Source organism: Pseudomonas sp. B14(2022) (assembly GCF_012030485.1).
In the GTDB taxonomy this organism is placed as follows: domain Bacteria; phylum Pseudomonadota; class Gammaproteobacteria; order Pseudomonadales; family Pseudomonadaceae; genus Aquipseudomonas.
The window spans coordinates 87,780-107,939 of sequence record NZ_JAAUVM010000009.1 but is presented as its reverse complement, the minus strand read 5'-3'; the positions used below and the strand labels follow the sequence as shown (position 1 = coordinate 107,939).

Here is a 20,160-nt window from a genome sequence, read left to right as displayed (position 1 = left end):
CTCATCAGGGTTGGCCGGTCAAATCGCCCGTTTATGGCGTTCGCGCAGCTCTTGACGTTCTTTGGCTTCGATACACAGGGTGGCGGTGGGGCGCAGCAGCAGACGTTGCAGGCCGATGGGCTCGCCCGTTTCGCGGCACCAGCCGTACTCGCCACGGGCGAGCAGTTCGAGGGCGTCGTCGATCTTGTCGAGCAGCTTCTTTTCCCGCTCCAGCAAGCGCAGTTGCCACTGGCGCTGTTCTTCGGCGCTGCCCACATCGGCCGGATCGCTGTTGGGCTCCTGCTCGCGCAGTAACAGGAATTCGCCCTCGATGCGCGCTTGCAGTTCATTGCGCTGAGTCAGCAACAGTTCGCGGAAAAAGCCCTGCTGGGCTTCATTCATATAGTCGGCGGGCGGCTGGGCCAGCAGGTCTTGTTCGGTCATAGGGAATGGGTCACGGGTCAGGCTGTGCTTTAATGTTATAGTATAACAATACAAATAAGCCAATCCCCCTTGCTCGTTGCGACGAAGGGCGCAATGCTTGAACACTTCCCAGCCCCCGAGATCCCTTATGAAATACCTGGTGTGCGCCCTGTTACTGGCAGCGGCAGGGCCTGCCTGCGCCCAAGCGCCAAGCTTGCTGGCCAATTGCACGCGCAGCGCCAACCTGTTGGCCTGTGTGGACCCGCTGGGCAATGCCTACAGCGTAGCGACGGTGGGCACCACCACGTATTTGCGCGGTTTCGAGGTGGTCGGTAAACGTTATTGGGCACAAACCAACAGCCGCTACGGGCAACTGACGTTCTTTACCGGCCTGGCGTCGGATGGGGAGGCATGGGTCGGCTACACGCGGCGGGTGGGCTGGACCACGATCAACCGGTTTTCCAGCTCCGGAGGCGCCACTGCCAAGTTCACGTGCAGCCGAATTACCGGCTGTTAGGCCTGAGCGTTCTTCTGTTCCTGCACCCAGGCCATGTAGCTGTTCATCGGCGGGTTCTTCTGGAAGTATTTTTTCAGGCCTTCGAACAAGCCATCCGCAACCGCTTGTTGATGGCGCGCCGTCACCAGGCGCTGGGCGTCCTGGGCGTTGGAGATAAAGCCGGTCTCCACCAGGATCGACGGCACGTCCGGTGACTTGAGCACCGCGAACCCCGCCTGTTCCACACGTTTCTGATGCAGGCTGGTGATGCTTTGCAGGCTCCCCAACACCGAGCTGCCCAGTTGCAGGCTGGACGCGATGGTGGCGTTCATCGACATATCAAGAATCACCCCGGCCAGCATCGGATCCTTATCCTTGAGATTGAGCAACGTGGTGGCGCCCAGCAAATCCGCGCCGTTTTCACGCTGGGCCATAAAGCGCGCCGTGGCCGAGGTCGCGCCGCCCTCCGACAGCGCATACACAGAGGCGCCCGAGGCCGTGAGCCGTGGCGCGGCATCGGCATGCACCGAGATGAACATATCGGCCTTGTGCTGACGGGCGATGTCCACGCGCTTGCGCAGCGGCACAAAGAAGTCGTCGTTACGCACCAGTTTCACGTCAAAACCCTTTTCACGTTTCAAGCGCTTGGCCAGCAGTTGGGCGATCGACAGCACCACATCTTTTTCGCGCTGCCCCTTGGACCCGACAGCACCGGGGTCTTTGCCGCCGTGGCCGGGGTCGACCACCACAATGATGTCGCGCTTGGGGTGCGCCTTGTCCACCGAAGCCACCAAGGGCACGGCTTCAGCAGCGATTTGACGCGGTGCACGGGTGGCGCTGGTCAGGTCCAGCACCAGGCGATGCCCCTGCCCGTCCTGAGGCGGCAATACAAAGCTGTTGAGCTGCATCGGCGCGGCCAGGTCAAGCACGATGCGTGTATCCGCCTTGCCGAAATGCCCCGAGCGAATCGAGGTGATCCCGCTGTTCTTCAGCTCAAGTTGAGAAAAGTCACCACTGAGGCCTGCGCCGCTCAAGTCGATGATCAGGCGTTCCGGGGCAGTCAGGGAGAACGTCTTGTATTGCACTGGGCCGCTTAGGTCGAACACCAGCCGCAGCTTGTCGTCCGAGCGCCACAGGCGTGCATTGCGGATCTGGGTCGCGTGGGCGGCGAACGGCAAAGCAAACAAAGGGCTGGCCAGGAGCAGGTGGAGGAGCTGACGTCTGTGCATGACAAATACCGCGAATAAAGGAGCGTCCGTACTCGACATGACTGAAAAAAGGTCGGGGCAGAAAATTCATCGCCGACTCTATTGTTATACTATAACATGTCGAATTATTTCCAACGATGGACCTGCTTATGAATGCGCTGACTCTGCCGGATATTGCCGCGCAGGCTTCACGCCAAGCCTTGCCACTCGACTGGGTGGGCATGTGCGGCATCGCCCTGCCGATCCTCATCGATGGCCAGCGCCTGACCGCCACCGCCGATGCCGGCGTCAGCCTGGACGACGGCACCGCCCGTGGTATTCATATGTCGCGCCTTTACCTGGCGCTGGAGATGCTCGACCAGCAGCCCATTACACCCGCACTTCTGCGCAATGTACTGCAGCGGTTTCTCGACAGTCATGAAGATTTATCTAAGAACGCCTACCTGCGTCTGCACACGAATTTACTGCTGAAACGCCCCGCGCTGGTCAGCCCACTGGCCGGCTGGAAGGGCTACCCGGTGAGTATCGAGGCGCGCCTGGAAAACCAGATGTTCCACGTGGAACTAAAAATTGACGTTACCTATTCTTCAACCTGCCCCTGTTCCGCTGCCCTCGCCAGGCAGTTGATTCAGCAGCAATTTCTCCAAGACTTCGGCAACACGCCATTGCTGCATGAAGACGTATTGACCTGGCTCGGCAGCGCCAACGGTATCGTCGCCACGCCCCACAGCCAGCGCAGCAGCGCGCAGTTGCACGTGCACCTGCAAGGCGATCACCTGCCACTGACCGAGCTGATCAACGCTGCCGAAGCCGCCCTCGGCACAGCCGTACAAACCGCCGTAAAACGCGCGGACGAACAAGCCTTCGCCCTGGCCAACGGGCAGAACCTGATGTTCTGCGAAGACGCCGCACGCCGCCTTAACCTCGCCTTGAAACGCTCGGATGCCGTCAAAGCCTTCCACCTCAAAGTGATCCACGCCGAAAGCCTGCACGCGCACGATGCCGTGGCTGAAAGCCGCTGGACGAGAAACCCTTCATGATCAGTTGCACCGCCTTGCGCTGGGGCGCCCCCGGCCAACCGCTCACTCCCGCCGTGGATTTCACCCTGGAAAAAGGCAGCCTCACCGGTGTGATCGGCCCCAACGGCTGCGGCAAAAGCAGCCTGCTCAAAGTCATCGCTGGCCTGCAAAAACCGTTGGCGGGCAAAGTGACCGTGGATGTTCCACGCCGAGGTGGCCTGTCGTTCCTGCCCCAGCAACAGCACCTTGACCGTCAGTTCCCCATCAGCCTGCAAGAACTGGTCGCCGCCGGTCTATGGGGCACACGGCTCACCCCGCAACAACGCAGCGAACGCCTGCAAGCGGTACTGGAAGACTGGTGCCTCAGCGGTCTGGAACAGCGCCCGCTGATGGCGCTGTCAGGCGGCCAGCTACAACGCGCATTGCTCGCTCGCATGAGCCTTGCCGAGTCGCCAGTGTTGCTGCTTGACGAGCCCCATGCCGCTCTGGACGAAGAAGGCCAAGCGCTTTGCTGGAACCATATCCACGCCTGGCACGCCGAAGGCCGAACGTTGGTGGTGGTGTGCCATGACCTCGCCTCCGTACGCCATCACACCCAGCAAGTGGTGCAAATCAAAAGCAGTGGCTGTGTGTTCGGTTCCAGCAAAGAGTTGATCCGTCCGCAGCCGCACATGCAGGTGGCCTGATGCACTTCGCCGCCCATCTGTGGATGCCCTTCCTCGACTTCGTCTTCATGCGTCGCGCCCTTATGGGCGGGCTGGTGCTCGCCTGCAGCACCGCTCCGCTCGGCGTATTTCTGATCCTGCGCCGCATGAGCCTGATCGGTGACGCCGTCGCCCACGGCATATTGCCCGGCGCTGCACTGGGCTTCTGGTTCGCGGGCTTGAGCTTGCCCGCGCTGACCATCGGCGGCCTGGGCGCGGGCCTGAGCATGGCCGGCCTGTCGGCGTGGATCACCCGCCGCACCGGCCTGCGCGAAGACGCCAGCCTCGCCGCTATCTATCCCATCTCCCTCGCCGCCGGTGTATTGATCCTGGGCCTGGCCGGCAAGCGCCTGGACCTGCTGCACCTGCTGTTCGGCTCTGCCCTGGCCGTCGACGAAACCACCCTGACCGGCATGCTCTGGGTCTCCGGGTTCAGCCTGATCGCCATGGCGCTGATCTACAAACCGCTGCTGCTGGACACCCTCGACCCGCTGTTCCTGCAAACCGTCAGCCGCCTTGGCCCCCTGGCCCACGGCTTGTTCCTGACCCTGGTGGTACTGAACCTGGTGATTGGCTTCCAAGCCATCGGCGCCTTGATGGTGGTGGGATTGATGATGTTGCCGGCCATCGCTTCACGCTTCTGGAGCCGGCGCCTGCCGGTGTTGATCGCTGTATCGGCGGTGCTGGGATGCCTGTCGGTGTGGTTGGGTTTATTGCTGTCGTTCTACTTCTCGCTGCCCAGCGGCCCGGCGATTGTGCTGGTGGCTGGCGGTGGGTACCTGCTGTCCGTGGTCTTCGGTCCGGTGCACGGCTTGCTGCGCCGCCCGCCTTTGCTTACATCCCAATGAGGTGTTTCCCGATGCGCGCTCTACTCGTGCTGTTCAGTCTGCTGCTGCCGCTTTCGATGGCCCAGGCCGCCGACAAACTCCAAGTGGTTACCAGCTTCAGTATTCTCGATGACATCACCCACCAGATCGGTGGCGAGCACATCCAGATCAGCAACATGGTCGGCCCCGACGCCGATGCCCATACCTACGAGCCAACCCCGGACGATGCCAAGGCGCTGCTCAAGGCCAAGGTGATCATCAAGAACGGCCTGGGCTTCGAGCCGTGGCTGGATCGCCTGGTCACCAGCACCGAAACCAAGGCCACGGTGGTCACCGCCAGCAAAGGTGTGATCTCCCACACCATGGAGGAAGACGGCGAAACCATCCCCGACCCGCACGCCTGGCACAACCTGGCCAACGCCGAAATCTATGTGAACAACATCACCAAGGCGCTGGTAGCTGCCGACCCGGCCAACAAGGCCGACTACCTGCGTAACAGCCAGGCCTACCTGAAGGAAATCTACCGCCTGCTGGCCGAAGCCAAGACCAAATTCGGCGCGCTGCCGCCGGGTAACCGTCGCATCGTTACCTCCCATGACGCCTTCGGCTACCTGGGCCAGGCCTATGGCATCCAGTTCCTGGCGCCGCAAGGCCTGTCCACCGAACGTGAACCGTCGGCCGCCGAAGTCGCCGCGCTGATCACCCAAATCCGCAAAGACAAGGTCAAGGCCGTGTTCATGGAAAACATCAAGGACTCGCGCCTGCTCAAGCAGATCGCCGATGAAAGCGGCGCGCAGATTGGCGGCACGCTGTACTCCGACGCCCTGGCCGCAGAAGGGCCGGCGAGCACCTTCATAGGGCTGTTCGAGTACAACCTCAACACCCTGTGCGCCGCGTTGAGCAAGCCATGACCCTGAGCATGCTCGAACTGGAAGGGGCTGCCGTCGGCAGCCGCTTTCCACTCGCAGCCGTGCTCGACGCCCTGCCGTGGAACAGCGACGGCCTGATCGCCGCCATCGCCCAGCAACACGGCAGCGGCGAAGTGTTGATGTTGGCCTGGATGAATCGCCAGGCCCTCAACGAAACACTGGCTACCGGGCAGGTCTGCTATTGGTCGCGCTCGCGCCGACAGCTGTGGCGCAAAGGCGAAAGCTCCGGCCACTGGCAACAGTTGGTGCAAGCGCGCCTGGATTGTGACGGCGACGCGGTACTGCTGATCGTCGACCAGCAAGGCCCGGCCTGCCACACCGGCCGCCACACCTGTTTCTACAACGCCATCGACGGCGCCTACGTTCACATCATTACGGAGCCAGTTGCATGATCCGCAAGAACCCTTCCGGCGATCTGCCGGTGATTGCCGAATCGGCCTACGTCGACAAGACCGCGATCATCTGCGGCAAAGTCATCATCGGCGAGAACGTGTTTGTCGGCCCCTACGCCGTGATCCGCGCCGACGAAGTCGACGCCAGCGGCGCCATGGACCCGATCACCATCGGCGCCAATTCCAATATCCAGGACGGCGTGGTCATCCACTCCAAGTCCGGCGCGGCGGTGACGATAGGAGCATTTACATCCATCGCGCATCGCTCCATCGTCCACGGCCCGTGCACGGTCGGCGACCGCGTATTTATCGGCTTCAACAGTGTGCTGTTCAATTGCGCCGTCGGCGATGGATGCGTGGTGCGCCATAACTCGGTGGTCGACGGCCGTGACTTGCCCGCCGCCTTCTACGTGCCCTCCACCACCCGTATCGGGCCGAATACCGACTTGTCGCAATTCCCGCCGGTGAGTGTCAGCGCCTCGGAGTTTTCCGAAGACGTGGCACGTACCAACGTCGACCTGGTGCGCGGTTACAAAGCCCTGCAAAACGAGTTCTGAGCCATGAGCCGCCTGCTGATCCGCAATGCCCGCCTGGTGAATGAAGGCCAGGAGTTCGATGCCGACGTGCTGGTCGTCAATGGCCGTATCGAGAAGATCGCCAGCAGTATCGAGGGAAACGCCGCGCCGGTGGCCATCGACGCCCAAGGCCAGTGGCTGCTGCCGGGCATGATTGACGATCAGGTGCATTTTCGCGATCCGGGCGCGCCGGACAAGGGCAGCTTCTACAGCGAGTCCCGCGCGGCCGTGGCCGGCGGCATTACCAGCGTGATGGACATGCCCAACACCCAGCCCGCCACGCTGAACCTGGAAGCCCTGGCCGATAAAAAGCGCCGCGCGGCCCTGCACTCGGTGGCCAACTATGGCTTTCACTTCGGCGTCAGCAACGACAACCTCGACACCGTCGCCGCCCTCGACCCACGCGAAGTGGCCGGGGTCAAAGTGTTCATGGGCGCCTCTACCGGCAATATGCTGGTGGACGATCCACGGATCCTGGAACGGCTGTTTGCCGAAGTGCCGACCATTCTGCTGGCCCACTGCGAACACACGCCGAGCATCCAAGCCAACGAGCAGCGCATGCGTGAGCGCTTTGGTGACAAGATCCCCGCCGTCGCCCACCCGCTGATCCGCGATGCCGAAGCCTGCTATCGCTCATCCTCCTTCGCCGTGGAATTGGCCAAGCGTCACGGTACACGCCTGCACGTGCTGCACCTGACCAGTGCCCGCGAGCTGGAATTGTTCGAAGACAAACCGCTGGCGCAAAAACGCATTACCGCTGAAGTCTGCGTGCATCACCTGCTGTTCGATGACCACGACTATCACCGCCTCGGCCACCAGATCAAATGCAACCCGGCGATCAAGACCCGCGCCGACCGCGACGCCCTGCGCCTGGCCTTGCTGAGTGATCGTCTGGATGTGATTGGCACTGACCATGCGCCGCATACCTGGGCGCAAAAACAGTTGGGGTATCGTGAAGCGCCCTCGGGTTTGCCCCTGGTGCAACACGCGCTGCCTGCGCTGTTGGAGTTGGTGGCCGATGGGCTGCTGCCCCTGGCCACCCTGGTGGCCAAGACCAGCCACCGTGTCGCCGACCTGTTTGCCATCCCCGACCGGGGTTATCTACGCGAAGGGTATTGGGCCGACCTGGTGCTGATCAAACCGGAGCCCGAGGGAAAGCCGGTCAGGGATGAGCCGATTCTTGCCCGCTGTGGTTGGACGCCGTTCGCCGAACGTCGCTTTCGCCACAGTGTGAGCACCACCTTGGTCTGCGGCCACCTGGCCTGGCACAACGGCCAGGTAGTCGACAGCTGCCAGGGTTTACCCCTGCATTTCCTAAGGTAGGAGCGCGCTTGCTCGCTCCTATTAAGCGCGAGGCTTGACCGTACCGCAATCGGTGCCCAGCCATTGGGCGTGGGTATCCAGGCTGCCCTTCTGCTGAACGCCGGTGGCATTGAAGGTGCCGTTGACGGTGGTGGTGAATTCTTTCTGGCTCTGGAAAGTAGCGACGCCGGTGCCCTGGGCTTTCGGGCAACTGAAACGGAATTTCCACTGGTTACCGGTCTTGTCGGTCACTTCCTGTTTGCAGCCCGATTGCGGGTCGGTCAGGGGGATTGAATCAGAGGCGACCTGTGCCGGGGTGAGGCACACCTGCACGCCTTTGCCGGCCATGGTGATGCCTTGCTTTTCCAGCATGGCGCGCTGTTCGGGGGTCATCTGTTGCTTGAGCTGACCGAGGATCAGCGACAGGTCCGGCAGGTCCTGGTTATCGACTTTCATGTTGCTGGTGGTCAATTCCCACAAGCCCGGCGCCAGCATCTGCGCCTGCGCTGCCACCGGCAACGACAAACCAACAACCATGGCCAAACCAAGCAGACGAGCATTCATCGGGTAACTCCTGGGCAATTGTGGGCGTTAGACGCCACAAAAGTGCCAGTGTTGCACGGCAAATAAAATAGCGACATTCGCAGCCGTTCATGGTCTGTTAGGCATTGGATTGCCTGGAGTACCGTCGTCCATGGATTTCTTTGGCCCGCACCTGCTCGCCTACTTCATCGCCACGCTGCATTTTCTCGGGACTCTCGCCGCGATCCACGCGGTGCTGACCGTCAGGACCGCCCAAGGCTCGATCGCCTGGGCCCTGTCGCTGATGTTCATGCCCTACCTCACGCTGATCCCCTACCTGATTTTTGGCCGCAGCACCTTCGACGCGTACATCCAGGCCCGCCGCCAGGCCAATCAGGAAATGCACACCGCCATCGCCGAGCTGAACTGGCGCCCATGGGTCGAAGAAGCCCTCGCCGCGCGTAATTCCAGCGCCTACGCCTCACTGCGTGCCATGCCCAAACTGGGCCGCATGCCGTGCCTGGCGAACAACGAAGTGCGCTTGCTGATCAATGGCGACGCCACCTTCGGTGCGATCTTCGAGGCCATCCGCAACGCACAAACCGCCGTACTGTTTCAGTTCTTCATCATCCATGACGATGAACTCGGCCGTCAGTTACAGGCTTTGTTGAAGGAAAAGGCCGCCCAAGGCGTGGGCATCTACGTACTGTACGACCGTATCGGCAGCCATGCCCTGCCCCATCGCTACGTGCAATCGCTGCGCGACGCCGGGGTGCAGGTCAAGGCATTCGCCACCCGCAGCGGTTGGCTCAATCGTTTCCAGGTCAACTTCCGCAACCATCGCAAGATCGTGGTGGTGGACGGTGTCACCGGGTTTGTCGGTGGGCACAATGTGGGCGATGAATACCTGGGCAAAAAACCGCCGCTGGCGCCGTGGCGCGATACCCACGTGCAAGTTACCGGCCCGGTAGTGGCGTGCCTGCAGGAGTCGTTTGCCGAGGACTGGTTCTGGGCCGCGCGCGAGCTGCCGCCGCTGATCCTGCCGGACGCCTACCCCGAAGACGGCGTGCTCTGCCAATTGCTCGCCAGCGGCCCGGCCGACCCGTATGAAACCTGTTCGCTGTTTTTCGTCGAGGCTATCCACGCGGCAACCGAGCGCGTGTGGATCACCAGCCCGTATTTCATCCCTGACGAAGCGGTCTTCGCCGCCCTGCGCCTGGCGGTCCTGCGCGGGGTGGATGTACGCCTGCTGCTGCCATCGCGGCCCGACCACCGCATCGTGTACGCCGCGTCCAGCCTGTATGCGATCGAAGCGGTGCGCGCCGGTGTCCGGGTGTTCCGCTACACACCGGGTTTCCTGCATCAAAAGGTGGTGTTGGTGGACAGCGAGATCAGCGCCATCGGCAGTGCAAACATGGATAACCGTTCGTTCCGGCTGAATTTCGAAGTGATGTTGCTGACGGTCGACGAAGCCTTCGCCAAGCAGGTGGAGCAGATGCTGCTGGACGACTTCGCCCTGGCCCATGAAGTGAGCCAGGAAGAAAGCCGCGAGACCCGCCGCCTGCAACAACTGGGCATGCGGGTGGCGCGCTTGATCTCACCGATTCTCTAACAGCCAATGCGGTAAAAAATGTGGGAGGGAGCTTGCTCCCTCCCACATTTGGATCTCCACCTTTCTGGAACATCAGCTCAGCGATAGATATCCTCCCGCGTCCACGGCAGTTCATGGCTGCCATCCGCGTGAGGCTTCACCGCGAGAATCTGGTGCAGGTTGATCCAGCCCCGGGCAAACGCATAAGCACACCCGGCCAGGTACAGCCGCCAGATGCGCAACGCTTGCTCCGGCACCAGCTTCGCCGCCGCTTCCAGGTTGTCTTCCAGGCGCTCGCTCCAATGGTCCAGGGTGCGCGCGTAATGCAGGCGCAGGCTTTCGACGTCGACCACTTCCAGCCCGACTTCACTGATCTCAGCGGTCATCATCGCCAAATGGGGCAGTTCGCCGTTGGGGAACACATAACGCTCGATAAACTCCCCAGCGCCACGGCCCACGGGCCGGCCGTCGGTGTGCTTGGCGGTAATGCCATGGTTCATCACCAGGCCGCCTTCGCGCACGGCACCAAACATGGTCTTGCAGTATTGCGCCAGGTTGGCGTGGCCGACGTGTTCGAACATGCCCACGCTCACCACTTTGTCGAAACGACCATCCTGGGGCAGATCGCGGTAGTCGAGCAGTTGCAGGTCGATCCGGTCTTCCAGGCCCTCCGCTTTCACCCGCTCCTTGGCCAACGCCAGCTGCTCTTTACTCAGGGTGATGCCAAACACCTTGACCCCGAACTCCCGCGCCGCAAACCGCGCCAGCCCGCCCCAGCCACAGCCTACGTCGAGCAGGTATTCGCCTGGCTGCAAACGCAATTTGCGGCACAGGTGGCGGAATTTGTCTTGCTGGGCCTGGTCGATGGATTCGCTGCCGGTTTCGAAATAACCGCAGGAGTACGCCATGTCCTGGTCCAGCCATAGCTGGTAGAACGCGTTGGACAGGTCGTAATGGTAGGAAATAGCCGCGGCGTCAGTGGCTTTGTCGTGGATCGAGCGCACCGGCAGACTCCTGCCGTCGTCCTCGACCAGGGCATGACTCAACTCATCACAGACCCGGATCACTTCGCTGATGGAACCTTCCAGCTCCAGTTTGCCCTCGACGAAGGCTTCACCCAACGAGTCGAGTGTGGGATGGGTCAGTTGGGGCACGACCGTGGGGTCCTTCACCACGATGGTCACACTGGGCTCGGGGCCCAAGCTGAATTCATGGCCATCCCAGAGTCGAAGACGCAGCGGCAGCTGTAGATTCTGTAAGGCCGGTGGAAGTTGCGCGAGCATGAGTAATCCCCCCTTGTTTCAGACGTCTGGAATGAGGGTAGACCATCCCGAGAAAAAGTAGGAGGCTATCGATTTGATAGCGTTCTTCTATGGGGCTCGGCGCTGGAGCAAACCGTCCTGGATCCACTGTTTCAGCCATGTCACCGCTTGCAGTGGTGCACCCTCTCCATAAGTGACTGCCAACTCTGCACACAGTTCTGAAAAATCCCAGCCGGTGGTCACCATCCCCGCCAAGGCGCAGGCCTCGAAGGGTTCCAGGCTGCGGTAACGGCATACATTCTGGTGGCGCCACACCACGCAGATGTGTGCGGGATCAAGCACCTCGCTGCCTGGGAAACTGGATTTATCCTTGCTGGATCGCCAGATCGCCAGCGTGTTGAAGCGGCAGAGTAACTGCTGCACTGAAGGCGCCAGGTTGACCTGTAGACCCGGCCATTCTTCGGCAGGCAACAACGCCATGTCATCCAGCGTCAGCAACCGCCCTTCGGGCGCGTCAAACGCCAGGGTGAACGCCCACTCCAACCGCGCCAGCTCGGCCAGCGGCGCGCTTTGTTCGGCCACCAGATGCTCAAGGATAAACGCCGCAAACCGCTCCCCCAGCCAGCGCAAACTGTAATGCGCAGAGGGATGGCGGCGAACATAGGCTTCGCTCAGCAACGCAAACTCATCATCCCCCAGCCAATACCGGATGGCACCGAAGTCATGTCGCAGCACGTCCTGCAACCGCGAGAGGTAGGCATTGTGATAAATCGCCAGGCCCGTTTCCACATCCAGTGTCGGCCCACCAAGCAACGTGGCGGCGAAATCACTGCTGGCAACCGGCGTCTCGGATAACAGGTGCCGTTCAAAAGCCAACTGCCAATCGGTCAGGCGCATAACGCTCTCCTGGCCAGGGCGGTGGCCCCCAGTTCGCGGGCCTTGCTCAACTCGGTGAGCAGTTCTTCGAGCGGCGGGAAATGGTCATCGCGCTCCAACAATGTCGAGACCGGCCCCACGTGCTCCAGGGTCTGTTGATACAGCGCCCACACCGGATCGCACACCGGATGGTCGTGGGTATCGACCACGTAGTCGCCGTAATCCATATGCCCCGCCAAATGCAACTGGCGGATGCTGTCGGGCGGCAGGTTGCGGATGAAGGTCCAGGCATCGAAGCCATGGTTGCGTGCACTGACATACACATTGTTAACGTCCAGCAGCAACTGGCAGCCCGACAAGTGGGCCAGGGCATTGAGGAATTCCCATTCGGTGAATTCATCCGCCTTGGCACGCACATAGCTGGAGACGTTTTCCAGCACCAGCGGGCGCTGCAACACATCCTGCACTTGGCGAACGCGAGCGGCCACGTGGTAGAGGCTTTCTTCGGTGTAAGGCAGGGGCAGCAGGTCGTGCAACTGGTGCGCGCTGCCACGGCTCCAGCATAGGTGATCGGAAATCCACGCCGGCTGGATGCGCTCGGCCAGGGATTTGATTTGCTTCAGGTAATCGATATCGAGGGCATGAGGCCCACCAATGGACAGGGACACACCGTGCATCACCAGAGGATAGCGCTCGGCTATTGCGTCCAGGTAGTACAAGGCCTTGCCGCCCTGAACCAGATAATTCTCGGAGATCACTTCGAACCAATCCACCGGCGGCGATTGTTCAAGGATCTGTTGATAGTACTCACTGCGTAAACCCAGGCCGTAACCAAGGCTCGGAAGGGAAACAGGCATAGGACACTCCAGGGAAAAGTGTCCGCAGCGGTGGGTGCAGCCGCTGCGGTTGCACTCGGTGGCCGGTTACTCGCCGACGGTGCCGCCTTTCTGGTCGCACATGGCCTTGCTCATGGACAGGAAGCCCTGGCCCTTGCAAGCTCCCTGGCCTTTGCAGGCGTGGTCTTTGGTCTTGCAATCGTTCTGGCCTTTGCAGGCGTTGACGCCATAGCAGTGAACGGTGGCGTCTGCGGCTTGTACCTGGGTAGCAACACCAGCAAACATGGTGGCGGCAGCCATCGCCAGCGCAGCACCAGCAGCAGCGGATTTAATCTTCATTCTTGTATTCCTCATGATCGGTAGTGGCGTCGGCCTGAACGGATTGCCCAGTCTCGACACTGCACTAGAGTGAGGCCCCACATCGGCGTTACAGCCGTGTGCAAATATTCCCGAAAATTAATCCTCAAGCTTCGACAGCGGTTCCTGAAACCGCAGCAAACGCCCGGCATTGCCCAGTACCAGCAAGGTGCTGAGGTTATGCAACACCGCCGCAATCATTGCCCCCGCAGCACCCAACCAGCCAAAGGCGGCAAACACCACGATGGCCAACGTCCAGCCCAGGCCGATGACCACGTTGACCTGCAACGTACGCCGGCACTGGCGACTCAAGCGCACACAGGTGCCCAGGCGCCGCAGGTCGCTGCCGATCAACACCACATCCGCCGAGGCCAGCGCAATGTCCGCCCCGCCCGCGCCCATGGCCACGCCGACCACCCCAGCCTTGAGCGCCAGGGAATCGTTGATCCCATCACCGACCACCATGGGCCGGAAGCCGCTGCCGATTTCCCCCAGCACGCGGTTGAGCTTGTCCTCGGGCAATGCCTGGGCTTCGACATCGCTGATGCCCACGTCCAGCGCCAGGCTGTCGGCCACGCTTTGACGGTCGCCAGTGAGCAGCAGTTGGCGGCCCAGGCCCAAATCCCGCAACTCTTGCAGGGCTTGGCGCGCCTCCGGCTTGACGCTGTCGGCCAGCAGCAGCCAGGCCAGAAACTGCCCGTTCAGGGCCAGCCCGGCAATCGGGCCGTCATGGTCAGGCACGGCGGTGGTGACAATACCCAATTGCTCGAACAACTCGGGACGGCCCAACGCCGCTTCGCCCTGCTCGGTCTGTGCCACAACGCCCAAGCCCTGGCGCTCGCGAATATCCGTGAGCGCCAGCATTTGCGCCTGAGTCGCCAACCCCGCCAACGCACGGCTGACCGGGTGGCTGCTGGCCGAACCGAGGCTGGCCGCAAGGTTGAGCAGCGCCTGGCGATCGGTCAATGCGCTCTCGATGGACTGCAAACGCAGGGTGCCAAAGGTCAGGGTGCCGGTCTTATCCACCACCAGCGAGGTCAGGTCCGCCAACTCTTCGAGGAACGCCGAGCTGCGAATCAGGATCCCATGCCGGGCCGCTACGGCGATGCCGGCAATCGCCGTCGCCGGTGCCGACAGCACCAGGGCGCACGGGCATGCCGCTACCAGCACCGCGAGCATCGCCTGGGCGTCATTGGTCACAAACCAGGTCACTGCCGCCAGCAGCAACACCAGCACCATATAGCTGCCCGCGTAACGCTCCAGCAGCCGCGTGATCGGCGGCTTGGAACGTTCGGCGTTCTGCATCAGCGCGATGACTTTGCCCAGGGTCGACTCATTGCCGGTGCGCGTCACTTGCAGACGGAGCAGGCCATCGAGGTTGATCGCCCCGCCAAACACCTGCACCCCCACACTGGCTTCCAACGGCACCGACTCGCCGGTGATCGGCGCCGTGTCCAGGCTCGCCTGGCCCGACAGCACCACGCCATCGGCAGGCACGCGATCACCGGCCCGCACTTCGACGATATCGCCGGTGCTCAGCGTGCCGTTATCCACTTCGATGATGCTGCCGTCGGCCTGCACCCGCCGCGCATGGCTGCGGGTCAGTTTACCCAGGGCATGAATCGCCTCCTGGGAGCCGATCACGCTGCGCTCTTCCAATACGTGGCCAAAGATCATGATGATCGGCAGCAGCGCGGCGGTCAGCAGATCGCCGGTGGCCCAGGCGCCGAGCATCGCCAGGGCGATCAGTTGGTCGGTAATGCCATGCAGGCTGGGAAAACGCAGGCTGTACCAGGCCGAGCGCATCACCGGCACCGCCACCAGTAACGAGGCGACACCGAGCAGCAACTGGCTGACGCCCGTCTGGTCCGGCGCCAGCCAGCGCCATACCAGGCCCAGCGTCAGCAAGCCCAGGGCGAGCATGGCCAGGGTCAATTGCCGGGCAGCGCTGCGCTGTTCGGCGGAGGTCAGCATGGGTGCGCTCATTGTTCGGCTCCCTGGATGATCAAGCGGGAGTCGTCTTTAGGATCGACCGTGGTCACGGAGCCCGCCTGGCCGAGAATCTTCGGCATACGCTCGCGGTACAGGCGCAACAGCAAGCCCGGGTCTTTGACCTGGGCCAGGCTGGCGACCGTAGCGGTTTGCGCCTGGGCATTGGCCAGGCGTTCACTGGCCTGGGCGTGGGCGACCTGCACCAGGCGGTCGGCCTGCTGGTTGGCGGTCTGGGTGAGTTTTTCCGCTTCGGTCCGGGCGTTTGCCACGACTTTGTCGGCTTGTTGACTGGCGGTGAGTACGGCGTTGAACGCGTTCACCGCCGGGCCCGGCAGGCTCGATTGCACATCCACCCGCGTCACCTCGATGCCCAACCCCAGGCCGGTGGCGGCCAACTCGGCCAGGCGTTTGTTGATGCCTTGCACCAAGTCACCCCGCAGCCGCTCGCGACGCTCGGCGGCGCCGTTGTCGGTGCCGATCAATTCGGGGCGCGCCACCAGGATCGTGTCCAGATCGCGCGCGGCCGTCAGGGCCACGGCGCTGCGGGTCACCAGGCGATCCAGGGCAGCCAGCACATGCGCGCCCTGCAACACAAAGGCGTAGGGCTCGGTGACCTTGTAGAACACCCGCACATCCAGCTGCACCACTCCGGCATCGCCGGTCAGCAAATAGCCGGAGCCGGCCAGGGCGTCGCTCAAGGGCGTGGCGAAACTGGCCACGCGATCCGCCTGCACCGCCGCATCGGAACGCAACAGGTTCTCCACCCGACGCTCGATCACCCGGTCGGCCGCCGGCAATAACACCACCTGCTCGAACGGCTGCGGCCAAGCCAGCAGCAGCCCGGCATTCTGGATGCGGTCGAGGGCGCCGAAGTGCAGCACCACGGCGCGGTTCTGCGGGTCGATCTGCCGCACATTGGAAAACGCCCACGCCAACGCCGCCAACACGGTCACCGCGTACAACGCCAGGAACGTCAGGCGCCCGGCCTGGATCCAGGGGCTGTCCGGGCTGTCACGCTCGGTCATGGCTGAACGTCCTTGGGCCCGTCCACCAACGCGCGAAAGGGCGCGGCGTCGGTGCGCAGGATGATCTTGGTGCCGGGGGTCACGACCGTGCCCAAGGTATCCAGGGAGCGCAGCAGATTATACAGCTGCGGATTGCCGGCATAGGCACGCCCATAAATCTGCGCGGCCTCGACCCGTGACTGGGCTTCGATGTCGGCGGCTTTCACCGTGGCGTCGGCCTGCACGATGCGCGCGTCACGCTCAGCCGCGGAGCGAATCTGCGCGGCCTCGCGCTTGCCCACGGCCGTGCGTTCGGTGGCGATGGTTTCACGCTCGGCACGCATGCGGTCGACGGTGGCGGTCAGCGTGACCGACGGCAACGTCAGGCGCTCGATCCCCACCTGCACCACACGCACGCCATAGGTGGTGAGCAATTGTTGATCAATCTGCTGGCGCAGCTGCGCCTCGAAATCGGCGATGCGCACCTGGCTGGCGTCGGTGTTGATCAAGCTCGACAGGTCAAAGCTGGCCGCCGTGGTTTCCAGCGCCGAGCCGACGAAGGTGCGAATCTGCCGCGCCGCCTCATCCGGCTGGTTCTGCACGGCACGCATAAAGCGCTGCACATTGTCGGCATCGCCCTGCACCTGCCACGCCACATAGGCCTGCACGATAATCCGCAGGCCGTCGCGCGTGCCCACATCCTGCAAGCCACTGGAGGTGGTGCGCAGGCGCAAGTCCACCGGGATCGCCGCTTCGAACGGCGCCGGCCAGCGCCAGCCCAGGCCCGGTTCCAGCAACACCCGCGACGGGTTGCCAAAGCGGGTAATCACCGTGGCCTCGCCGGAGCGCACCTGCACCAGGCTCGCCGCCGCCACCGCAAACAGCACCAGCAACACCGCCCAGGCCATGCGACGCCAAGGGAAAGGACCCGCCGCCTGTTCATCACCGTGATGATGGTGATGGTGGCCGTGGTGGTGACCATGATCGTGAGAATGAGCGCTCAACAGACAGACTCCTTATTGAACGGCTTTACGCGGCAGCGAAGGGTCGGCCGGCAAAGTAAAAGAACGCAGATCAATCGTCGGTGCACCCTCGGCGCCCAGGCGGTGATCCAGAATAAGCAGCTTGGCGTGGGCCAGGCCCAGGCTGAGTTGGCCCAGGTACTGTTCCAGCACAAAGGCCCGACCGGCCGTGGCGTAGGCCTTTTGTTCGGCGGTAAAGCGCAGGTCGGCCGCTTGGGCGCCGGCATTCACTTCGCGGGCAGTGGCCAAGGCCTGGTCGCGGGCGGTGCTGGCTTGCAGCAAGGCCTGGTTGGTGTGTTCGCTGGCAGCGCCGCGCTCGCGGGAAATCAGGGCCTGGGCGCCGATCTGCGCGGCTTGCACGCCGTGGTAGGCGTTGGCGGCGCCGGCCGGTGGGTGGATGGCTTCCACGACGGTGGCGAGGATTTCCACACCGCTGTCGAGTGTCTGCAAGTCCGCCTGCACGGCGCGGCCGATTTCGTCGGCCAGGCGGGTGCGTTGTTCGCCGAGCAATTCGTCGAGGGTGCGCGAAGCAAAATCGTGCACCAGGATGCGGCTGGCGGTGCTGCGAATCAGGGTCGGCACATCCGCACTGTTATAGGTGGCGGCGAGTGCGGCCTGATCGGTGAGGCCGATGCGGTAAACGAAGCGCACATCCATGTTGACGATCTGGAAGCTCTGTTTATCGCCGCTGCTGCTGGCGATCACCTGGGATTTGTCATTCACATGGCTGGCGTCCCACAACCGATTGGCAATCAGCGGCGCCGGGCCTTCCGCAGGCGCCAACTCCGGTACGGAGGCCTCACTGACGCTGGTGGCCAACTCATGCACCACACCGTTCTCAACGTTGATCACGCGGCCCAAGGGCCACGGCAAGCCGGTATGCAGGCCTGGGCCGAACACCTCGACGGGTTTGCCAAAGCGCTCATAAATCCCACGGCCTTGCAGAGGCACTTCATGCACGCCGGTCAGCGCCCAGCCGACCGCCAGCACCACCAGCAACACCGGCAAAAACGCGCGGCGCATGTAGGTAAACGCCCAGATCTGGCGCAGGTCGATGCCGAAGCGGTTATGTAATTCGTGCTGCAACGCCAGCAGCGGTTGTGGCGGCCAGCGCAGCAACCCGGCGATGAAGCTTTGCGCCATCAGGCGTGGTTCAAGGCGCGGCTGGCGCGGGCTGAACAGCGACAGCACGCCTCTTAATAGAAACTCCAGCGCCACCAGCGCCGGCAACAGCCCGACCAGCACCGCCAGGCGCAACGGCCAGACTGACTCATCCCCCGCAAACAGCAGGCAAATGGCGCTGACCACCAGACAGATAATCGCGACCCGACTCAACTGCGCCAGTTGCGCGGCTTCCGGCCACTGGGCCGTGGTTTCCTGAGCCAGGCGCCGTTCGAACACCAGCAAGCCGAACGCCAGCGCCAACGCCAATGCCGCCCCCACGCTGGCCGCTTGGCCGACAGGCGCCGAGGGCAGGGCCAGGTTCCAGAATTCGATGATGCTGACCAGTGCCAGCAGCGACCAGCCGCCCAGCCACAAGACCGGGGCGCCAATCTGCCGGCCAAAGCGCCCCACCAGGCGTGCGTAACGACCCGTTTCTTCAACGGGTAATTCGGCCGCCGGCTCCTCCAGCGCCTGGGCACGCCAATCGGCTACCCACCACGCCGACTGCAGCCCTGCCACCAGCACCAACAGGGCCGATGCGCAGTTGATCAACACCACCGGCCAGATCGACACAGGTGCAAACAGCGCGACAAACAACGCCAGCACCCAACCGACAATGGCGAGCACCGTCAGGCTGATACCGGCTTGCCGCAATCGGCGGGCATGGAACAGCCCCTGCTGAAAACGCGGCAGGCCTTCCACCGAAGCGCCGTCCGCCTCTAGATCCACTTGCATCCACTCACGCCCGCTCGTACACAATTCGTTACGATATAACACGCGGCGTGAAATTTTTGTTCGTTAAACAGCGTTTTTAAGCTGCACACAGATCTCCTGTGGGAGGGGGCTTGCTCCCGATGGCGGTTGATCAGCCAGCACCTGCATCGACTGACAAACCGCTATCGGGAGCAAGCCCCCTCCCACATTTGTCCTTCAGTGCTTTCAAGATCGTGACTAAACCCCCATAAACACGAGCCATCACTGGTACAGGCCATGAATAATCGGCACACTCCAGACAGTTTTTCGCGGGCTCTCGGACAAGGAAGCGTCACCCCTCATGATTTCGATCTATCAGCTCAAACCGCGTTTTCAGAACCTGCTGCGCCCCCTCGTGCAGCGCCTCTATGACAACGGCACCACGGCCAACCAGATCACCGTGCTGGCCGGGGTCATTTCCCTGCTGGTCGGCCTGTTGATCGCCAGCTTCGCTCAACACCTGTGGCTGTTTGCGCTGATCCCGCTGTGGATGATCCTGCGCATGGCCCTCAACGCCATCGATGGCATGCTCGCCCGGGAATTCGGCCAGCAGTCGCGTTTGGGCGCCTACCTCAATGAACTGTGCGACGTGATTGCCGACAGCGCGCTGATTCTGCCCTTCGCGCTGATCCCCGGCGTGAGCCTGGTGCCGGTGCTGCTGGTGGCGCTGCTGGCGGTGTTCAGTGAATACGCTGGCGTGCTGGGGCCGATGGTCGGTGCGTCACGGCGCTATGACGGGCCGATGGGCAAAAGTGACCGTGCGTTCGTCCTCGGCGTGCTGGCCACCGGTGTGGCGCTCGGCTGGCTCGGCGCCGGCTGGGTCGACACGGTGATGTGGCTGGTTGCCGCCCTGCTCGCCTACACCCTGGTCAACCGGGTGCGCCAGGGCCTGAAAGAAGAACAACACATCTCCCCTTCTGCATAAGG

General features: G+C 62.7%; 21 protein-coding genes. 10 read left to right on the top strand and 11 right to left on the bottom strand.

What is annotated here, in order from left to right; all coding sequences use genetic code 11:
* Positions 1–18: 18 nt before the first annotated feature.
* Positions 19–423, bottom strand: a complete 405-nt coding sequence (gene dksA, locus HCF10_RS15510) for an RNA polymerase-binding protein DksA (protein WP_131697713.1) — start codon at positions 421–423, stop codon at positions 19–21.
* Between the two features lie 127 nt (positions 424–550).
* Here dksA and HCF10_RS15505 point away from each other — a divergent pair, with 127 nt between their 5' ends.
* Positions 551–919 carry a hypothetical protein gene (locus HCF10_RS15505; protein WP_053127519.1) on the top strand — a complete coding sequence of 123 codons (369 nt, stop codon included), beginning with the start codon at positions 551–553 and terminating at the stop codon, positions 917–919.
* Here the strand turns inward: HCF10_RS15505 and HCF10_RS15500 are convergent.
* Complete coding sequence (locus HCF10_RS15500; RefSeq protein WP_145337380.1) at positions 916–2,127, bottom strand: N-acetylmuramoyl-L-alanine amidase; 1,212 nt, start codon at positions 2,125–2,127, stop codon at positions 916–918. The two genes, HCF10_RS15505 and HCF10_RS15500, sit on opposite strands and share 4 nt — an antisense overlap.
* A 128-nt stretch (positions 2,128–2,255) precedes the next feature.
* Between HCF10_RS15500 and folE2 the strand changes: the two genes are divergently transcribed.
* From folE2 to HCF10_RS15465, 7 genes are read left to right on the top strand one after another with little or no spacing between them, the layout of a single operon-like run.
* Positions 2,256–3,146 (top strand): GTP cyclohydrolase FolE2, encoded by an 891-nt coding sequence (gene folE2 / locus HCF10_RS15495; protein WP_131697715.1) that lies wholly within the window; start codon positions 2,256–2,258, stop codon positions 3,144–3,146.
* Positions 3,143–3,811, top strand: a complete 669-nt coding sequence (locus tag HCF10_RS15490) for a metal ABC transporter ATP-binding protein (RefSeq protein ID WP_145337378.1) — start codon at positions 3,143–3,145, stop codon at positions 3,809–3,811. Before folE2 ends, HCF10_RS15490 begins: the two co-directional genes overlap by 4 nt.
* A complete protein-coding gene (locus HCF10_RS15485) occupies positions 3,811–4,677 on the top strand; it encodes a metal ABC transporter permease (protein ID WP_167655896.1) in 867 nt (288 codons plus the stop codon). Before HCF10_RS15490 ends, HCF10_RS15485 begins: the two co-directional genes overlap by 1 nt.
* 11 nt (positions 4,678–4,688) lie before the next feature.
* Positions 4,689–5,567 (top strand): metal ABC transporter substrate-binding protein, encoded by an 879-nt coding sequence (locus HCF10_RS15480; RefSeq protein ID WP_145337377.1) that lies wholly within the window; start codon positions 4,689–4,691, stop codon positions 5,565–5,567.
* Positions 5,564–5,977: a phosphoribosyl-AMP cyclohydrolase gene (gene hisI / locus HCF10_RS15475; RefSeq protein ID WP_131697718.1), complete on the top strand. Its 414-nt coding sequence runs from the start codon at positions 5,564–5,566 to the stop codon at positions 5,975–5,977. Before HCF10_RS15480 ends, hisI begins: the two co-directional genes overlap by 4 nt.
* Entirely contained in the window at positions 5,974–6,534 is a 561-nt protein-coding gene (locus HCF10_RS15470) for a gamma carbonic anhydrase family protein (RefSeq protein ID WP_167655895.1), read from the top strand. Before hisI ends, HCF10_RS15470 begins: the two co-directional genes overlap by 4 nt.
* 3 nt (positions 6,535–6,537) lie before the next feature.
* On the top strand, positions 6,538–7,875 hold the full coding sequence (locus tag HCF10_RS15465; RefSeq protein WP_167655894.1) for a dihydroorotase: 1,338 nt from the start codon (positions 6,538–6,540) through the stop codon (positions 7,873–7,875).
* A gap of 21 nt (positions 7,876–7,896) precedes the next feature.
* Here HCF10_RS15465 and HCF10_RS15460 read toward each other — a convergent pair whose 3' ends face one another.
* The gene (locus HCF10_RS15460) at positions 7,897–8,418 is read right to left on the bottom strand and encodes a DUF3617 domain-containing protein (RefSeq protein ID WP_092355965.1); all 522 of its coding nucleotides are present in this window, start codon (positions 8,416–8,418) and stop codon (positions 7,897–7,899) included.
* 130 nt (positions 8,419–8,548) lie between these two features.
* Between HCF10_RS15460 and cls the strand changes: the two genes are divergently transcribed.
* Complete coding sequence (gene cls, locus HCF10_RS15455; RefSeq protein WP_167655893.1) at positions 8,549–9,988, top strand: cardiolipin synthase; 1,440 nt, start codon at positions 8,549–8,551, stop codon at positions 9,986–9,988.
* A gap of 77 nt (positions 9,989–10,065) precedes the next feature.
* Here the strand turns inward: cls and cfaB are convergent, their stop codons facing one another.
* From cfaB to hflK (HCF10_RS15415), 8 genes are all read right to left on the bottom strand, one after another.
* Positions 10,066–11,250, bottom strand: coding sequence for a C17 cyclopropane fatty acid synthase CfaB (gene cfaB / locus HCF10_RS15450; RefSeq protein ID WP_167655892.1), 1,185 nt, complete (start codon positions 11,248–11,250; stop codon positions 10,066–10,068).
* Between the two features lie 87 nt (positions 11,251–11,337).
* Positions 11,338–12,126 (bottom strand): HvfC/BufC N-terminal domain-containing protein, encoded by a 789-nt coding sequence (locus HCF10_RS15445; RefSeq protein WP_167655891.1) that lies wholly within the window; start codon positions 12,124–12,126, stop codon positions 11,338–11,340.
* Positions 12,117–12,962, bottom strand: a complete 846-nt coding sequence (gene bufB, locus HCF10_RS15440) for an MNIO family bufferin maturase (protein ID WP_131697724.1) — start codon at positions 12,960–12,962, stop codon at positions 12,117–12,119. Before bufB ends, HCF10_RS15445 begins: the two co-directional genes overlap by 10 nt.
* A 66-nt stretch (positions 12,963–13,028) precedes the next feature.
* Positions 13,029–13,280 carry a BufA2 family periplasmic bufferin-type metallophore gene (gene bufA2 / locus HCF10_RS15435; protein WP_065937926.1) on the bottom strand — a complete coding sequence of 84 codons (252 nt, stop codon included), beginning with the start codon at positions 13,278–13,280 and terminating at the stop codon, positions 13,029–13,031.
* Positions 13,281–13,397: 117 nt separating this feature from the next.
* Positions 13,398–15,284: a cation-translocating P-type ATPase gene (locus HCF10_RS15430; RefSeq protein WP_167655890.1), complete on the bottom strand. Its 1,887-nt coding sequence runs from the start codon at positions 15,282–15,284 to the stop codon at positions 13,398–13,400.
* Positions 15,281–16,315, bottom strand: coding sequence for a protease modulator HflK (hflK, locus tag HCF10_RS15425; RefSeq protein ID WP_167655889.1), 1,035 nt, complete (start codon positions 16,313–16,315; stop codon positions 15,281–15,283). Before hflK (HCF10_RS15425) ends, HCF10_RS15430 begins: the two co-directional genes overlap by 4 nt.
* A complete protein-coding gene (hflC, locus tag HCF10_RS15420; RefSeq protein ID WP_167655939.1) occupies positions 16,312–17,301 on the bottom strand; it encodes a protease modulator HflC in 990 nt (329 codons plus the stop codon). The genes hflK (HCF10_RS15425) and hflC overlap by 4 nt, the downstream gene beginning before the upstream one ends.
* 9 nt (positions 17,302–17,310) lie before the next feature.
* Complete coding sequence (gene hflK, locus HCF10_RS15415) at positions 17,311–19,215, bottom strand: protease modulator HflK (protein ID WP_167655888.1); 1,905 nt, start codon at positions 19,213–19,215, stop codon at positions 17,311–17,313.
* Between the two features lie 319 nt (positions 19,216–19,534).
* Here hflK (HCF10_RS15415) and HCF10_RS15410 point away from each other — a divergent pair, with 319 nt between their 5' ends.
* A complete protein-coding gene (locus tag HCF10_RS15410; protein ID WP_053127483.1) occupies positions 19,535–20,158 on the top strand; it encodes a CDP-alcohol phosphatidyltransferase family protein in 624 nt (207 codons plus the stop codon).
* Positions 20,159–20,160: the final 2 nt, after the last annotated feature.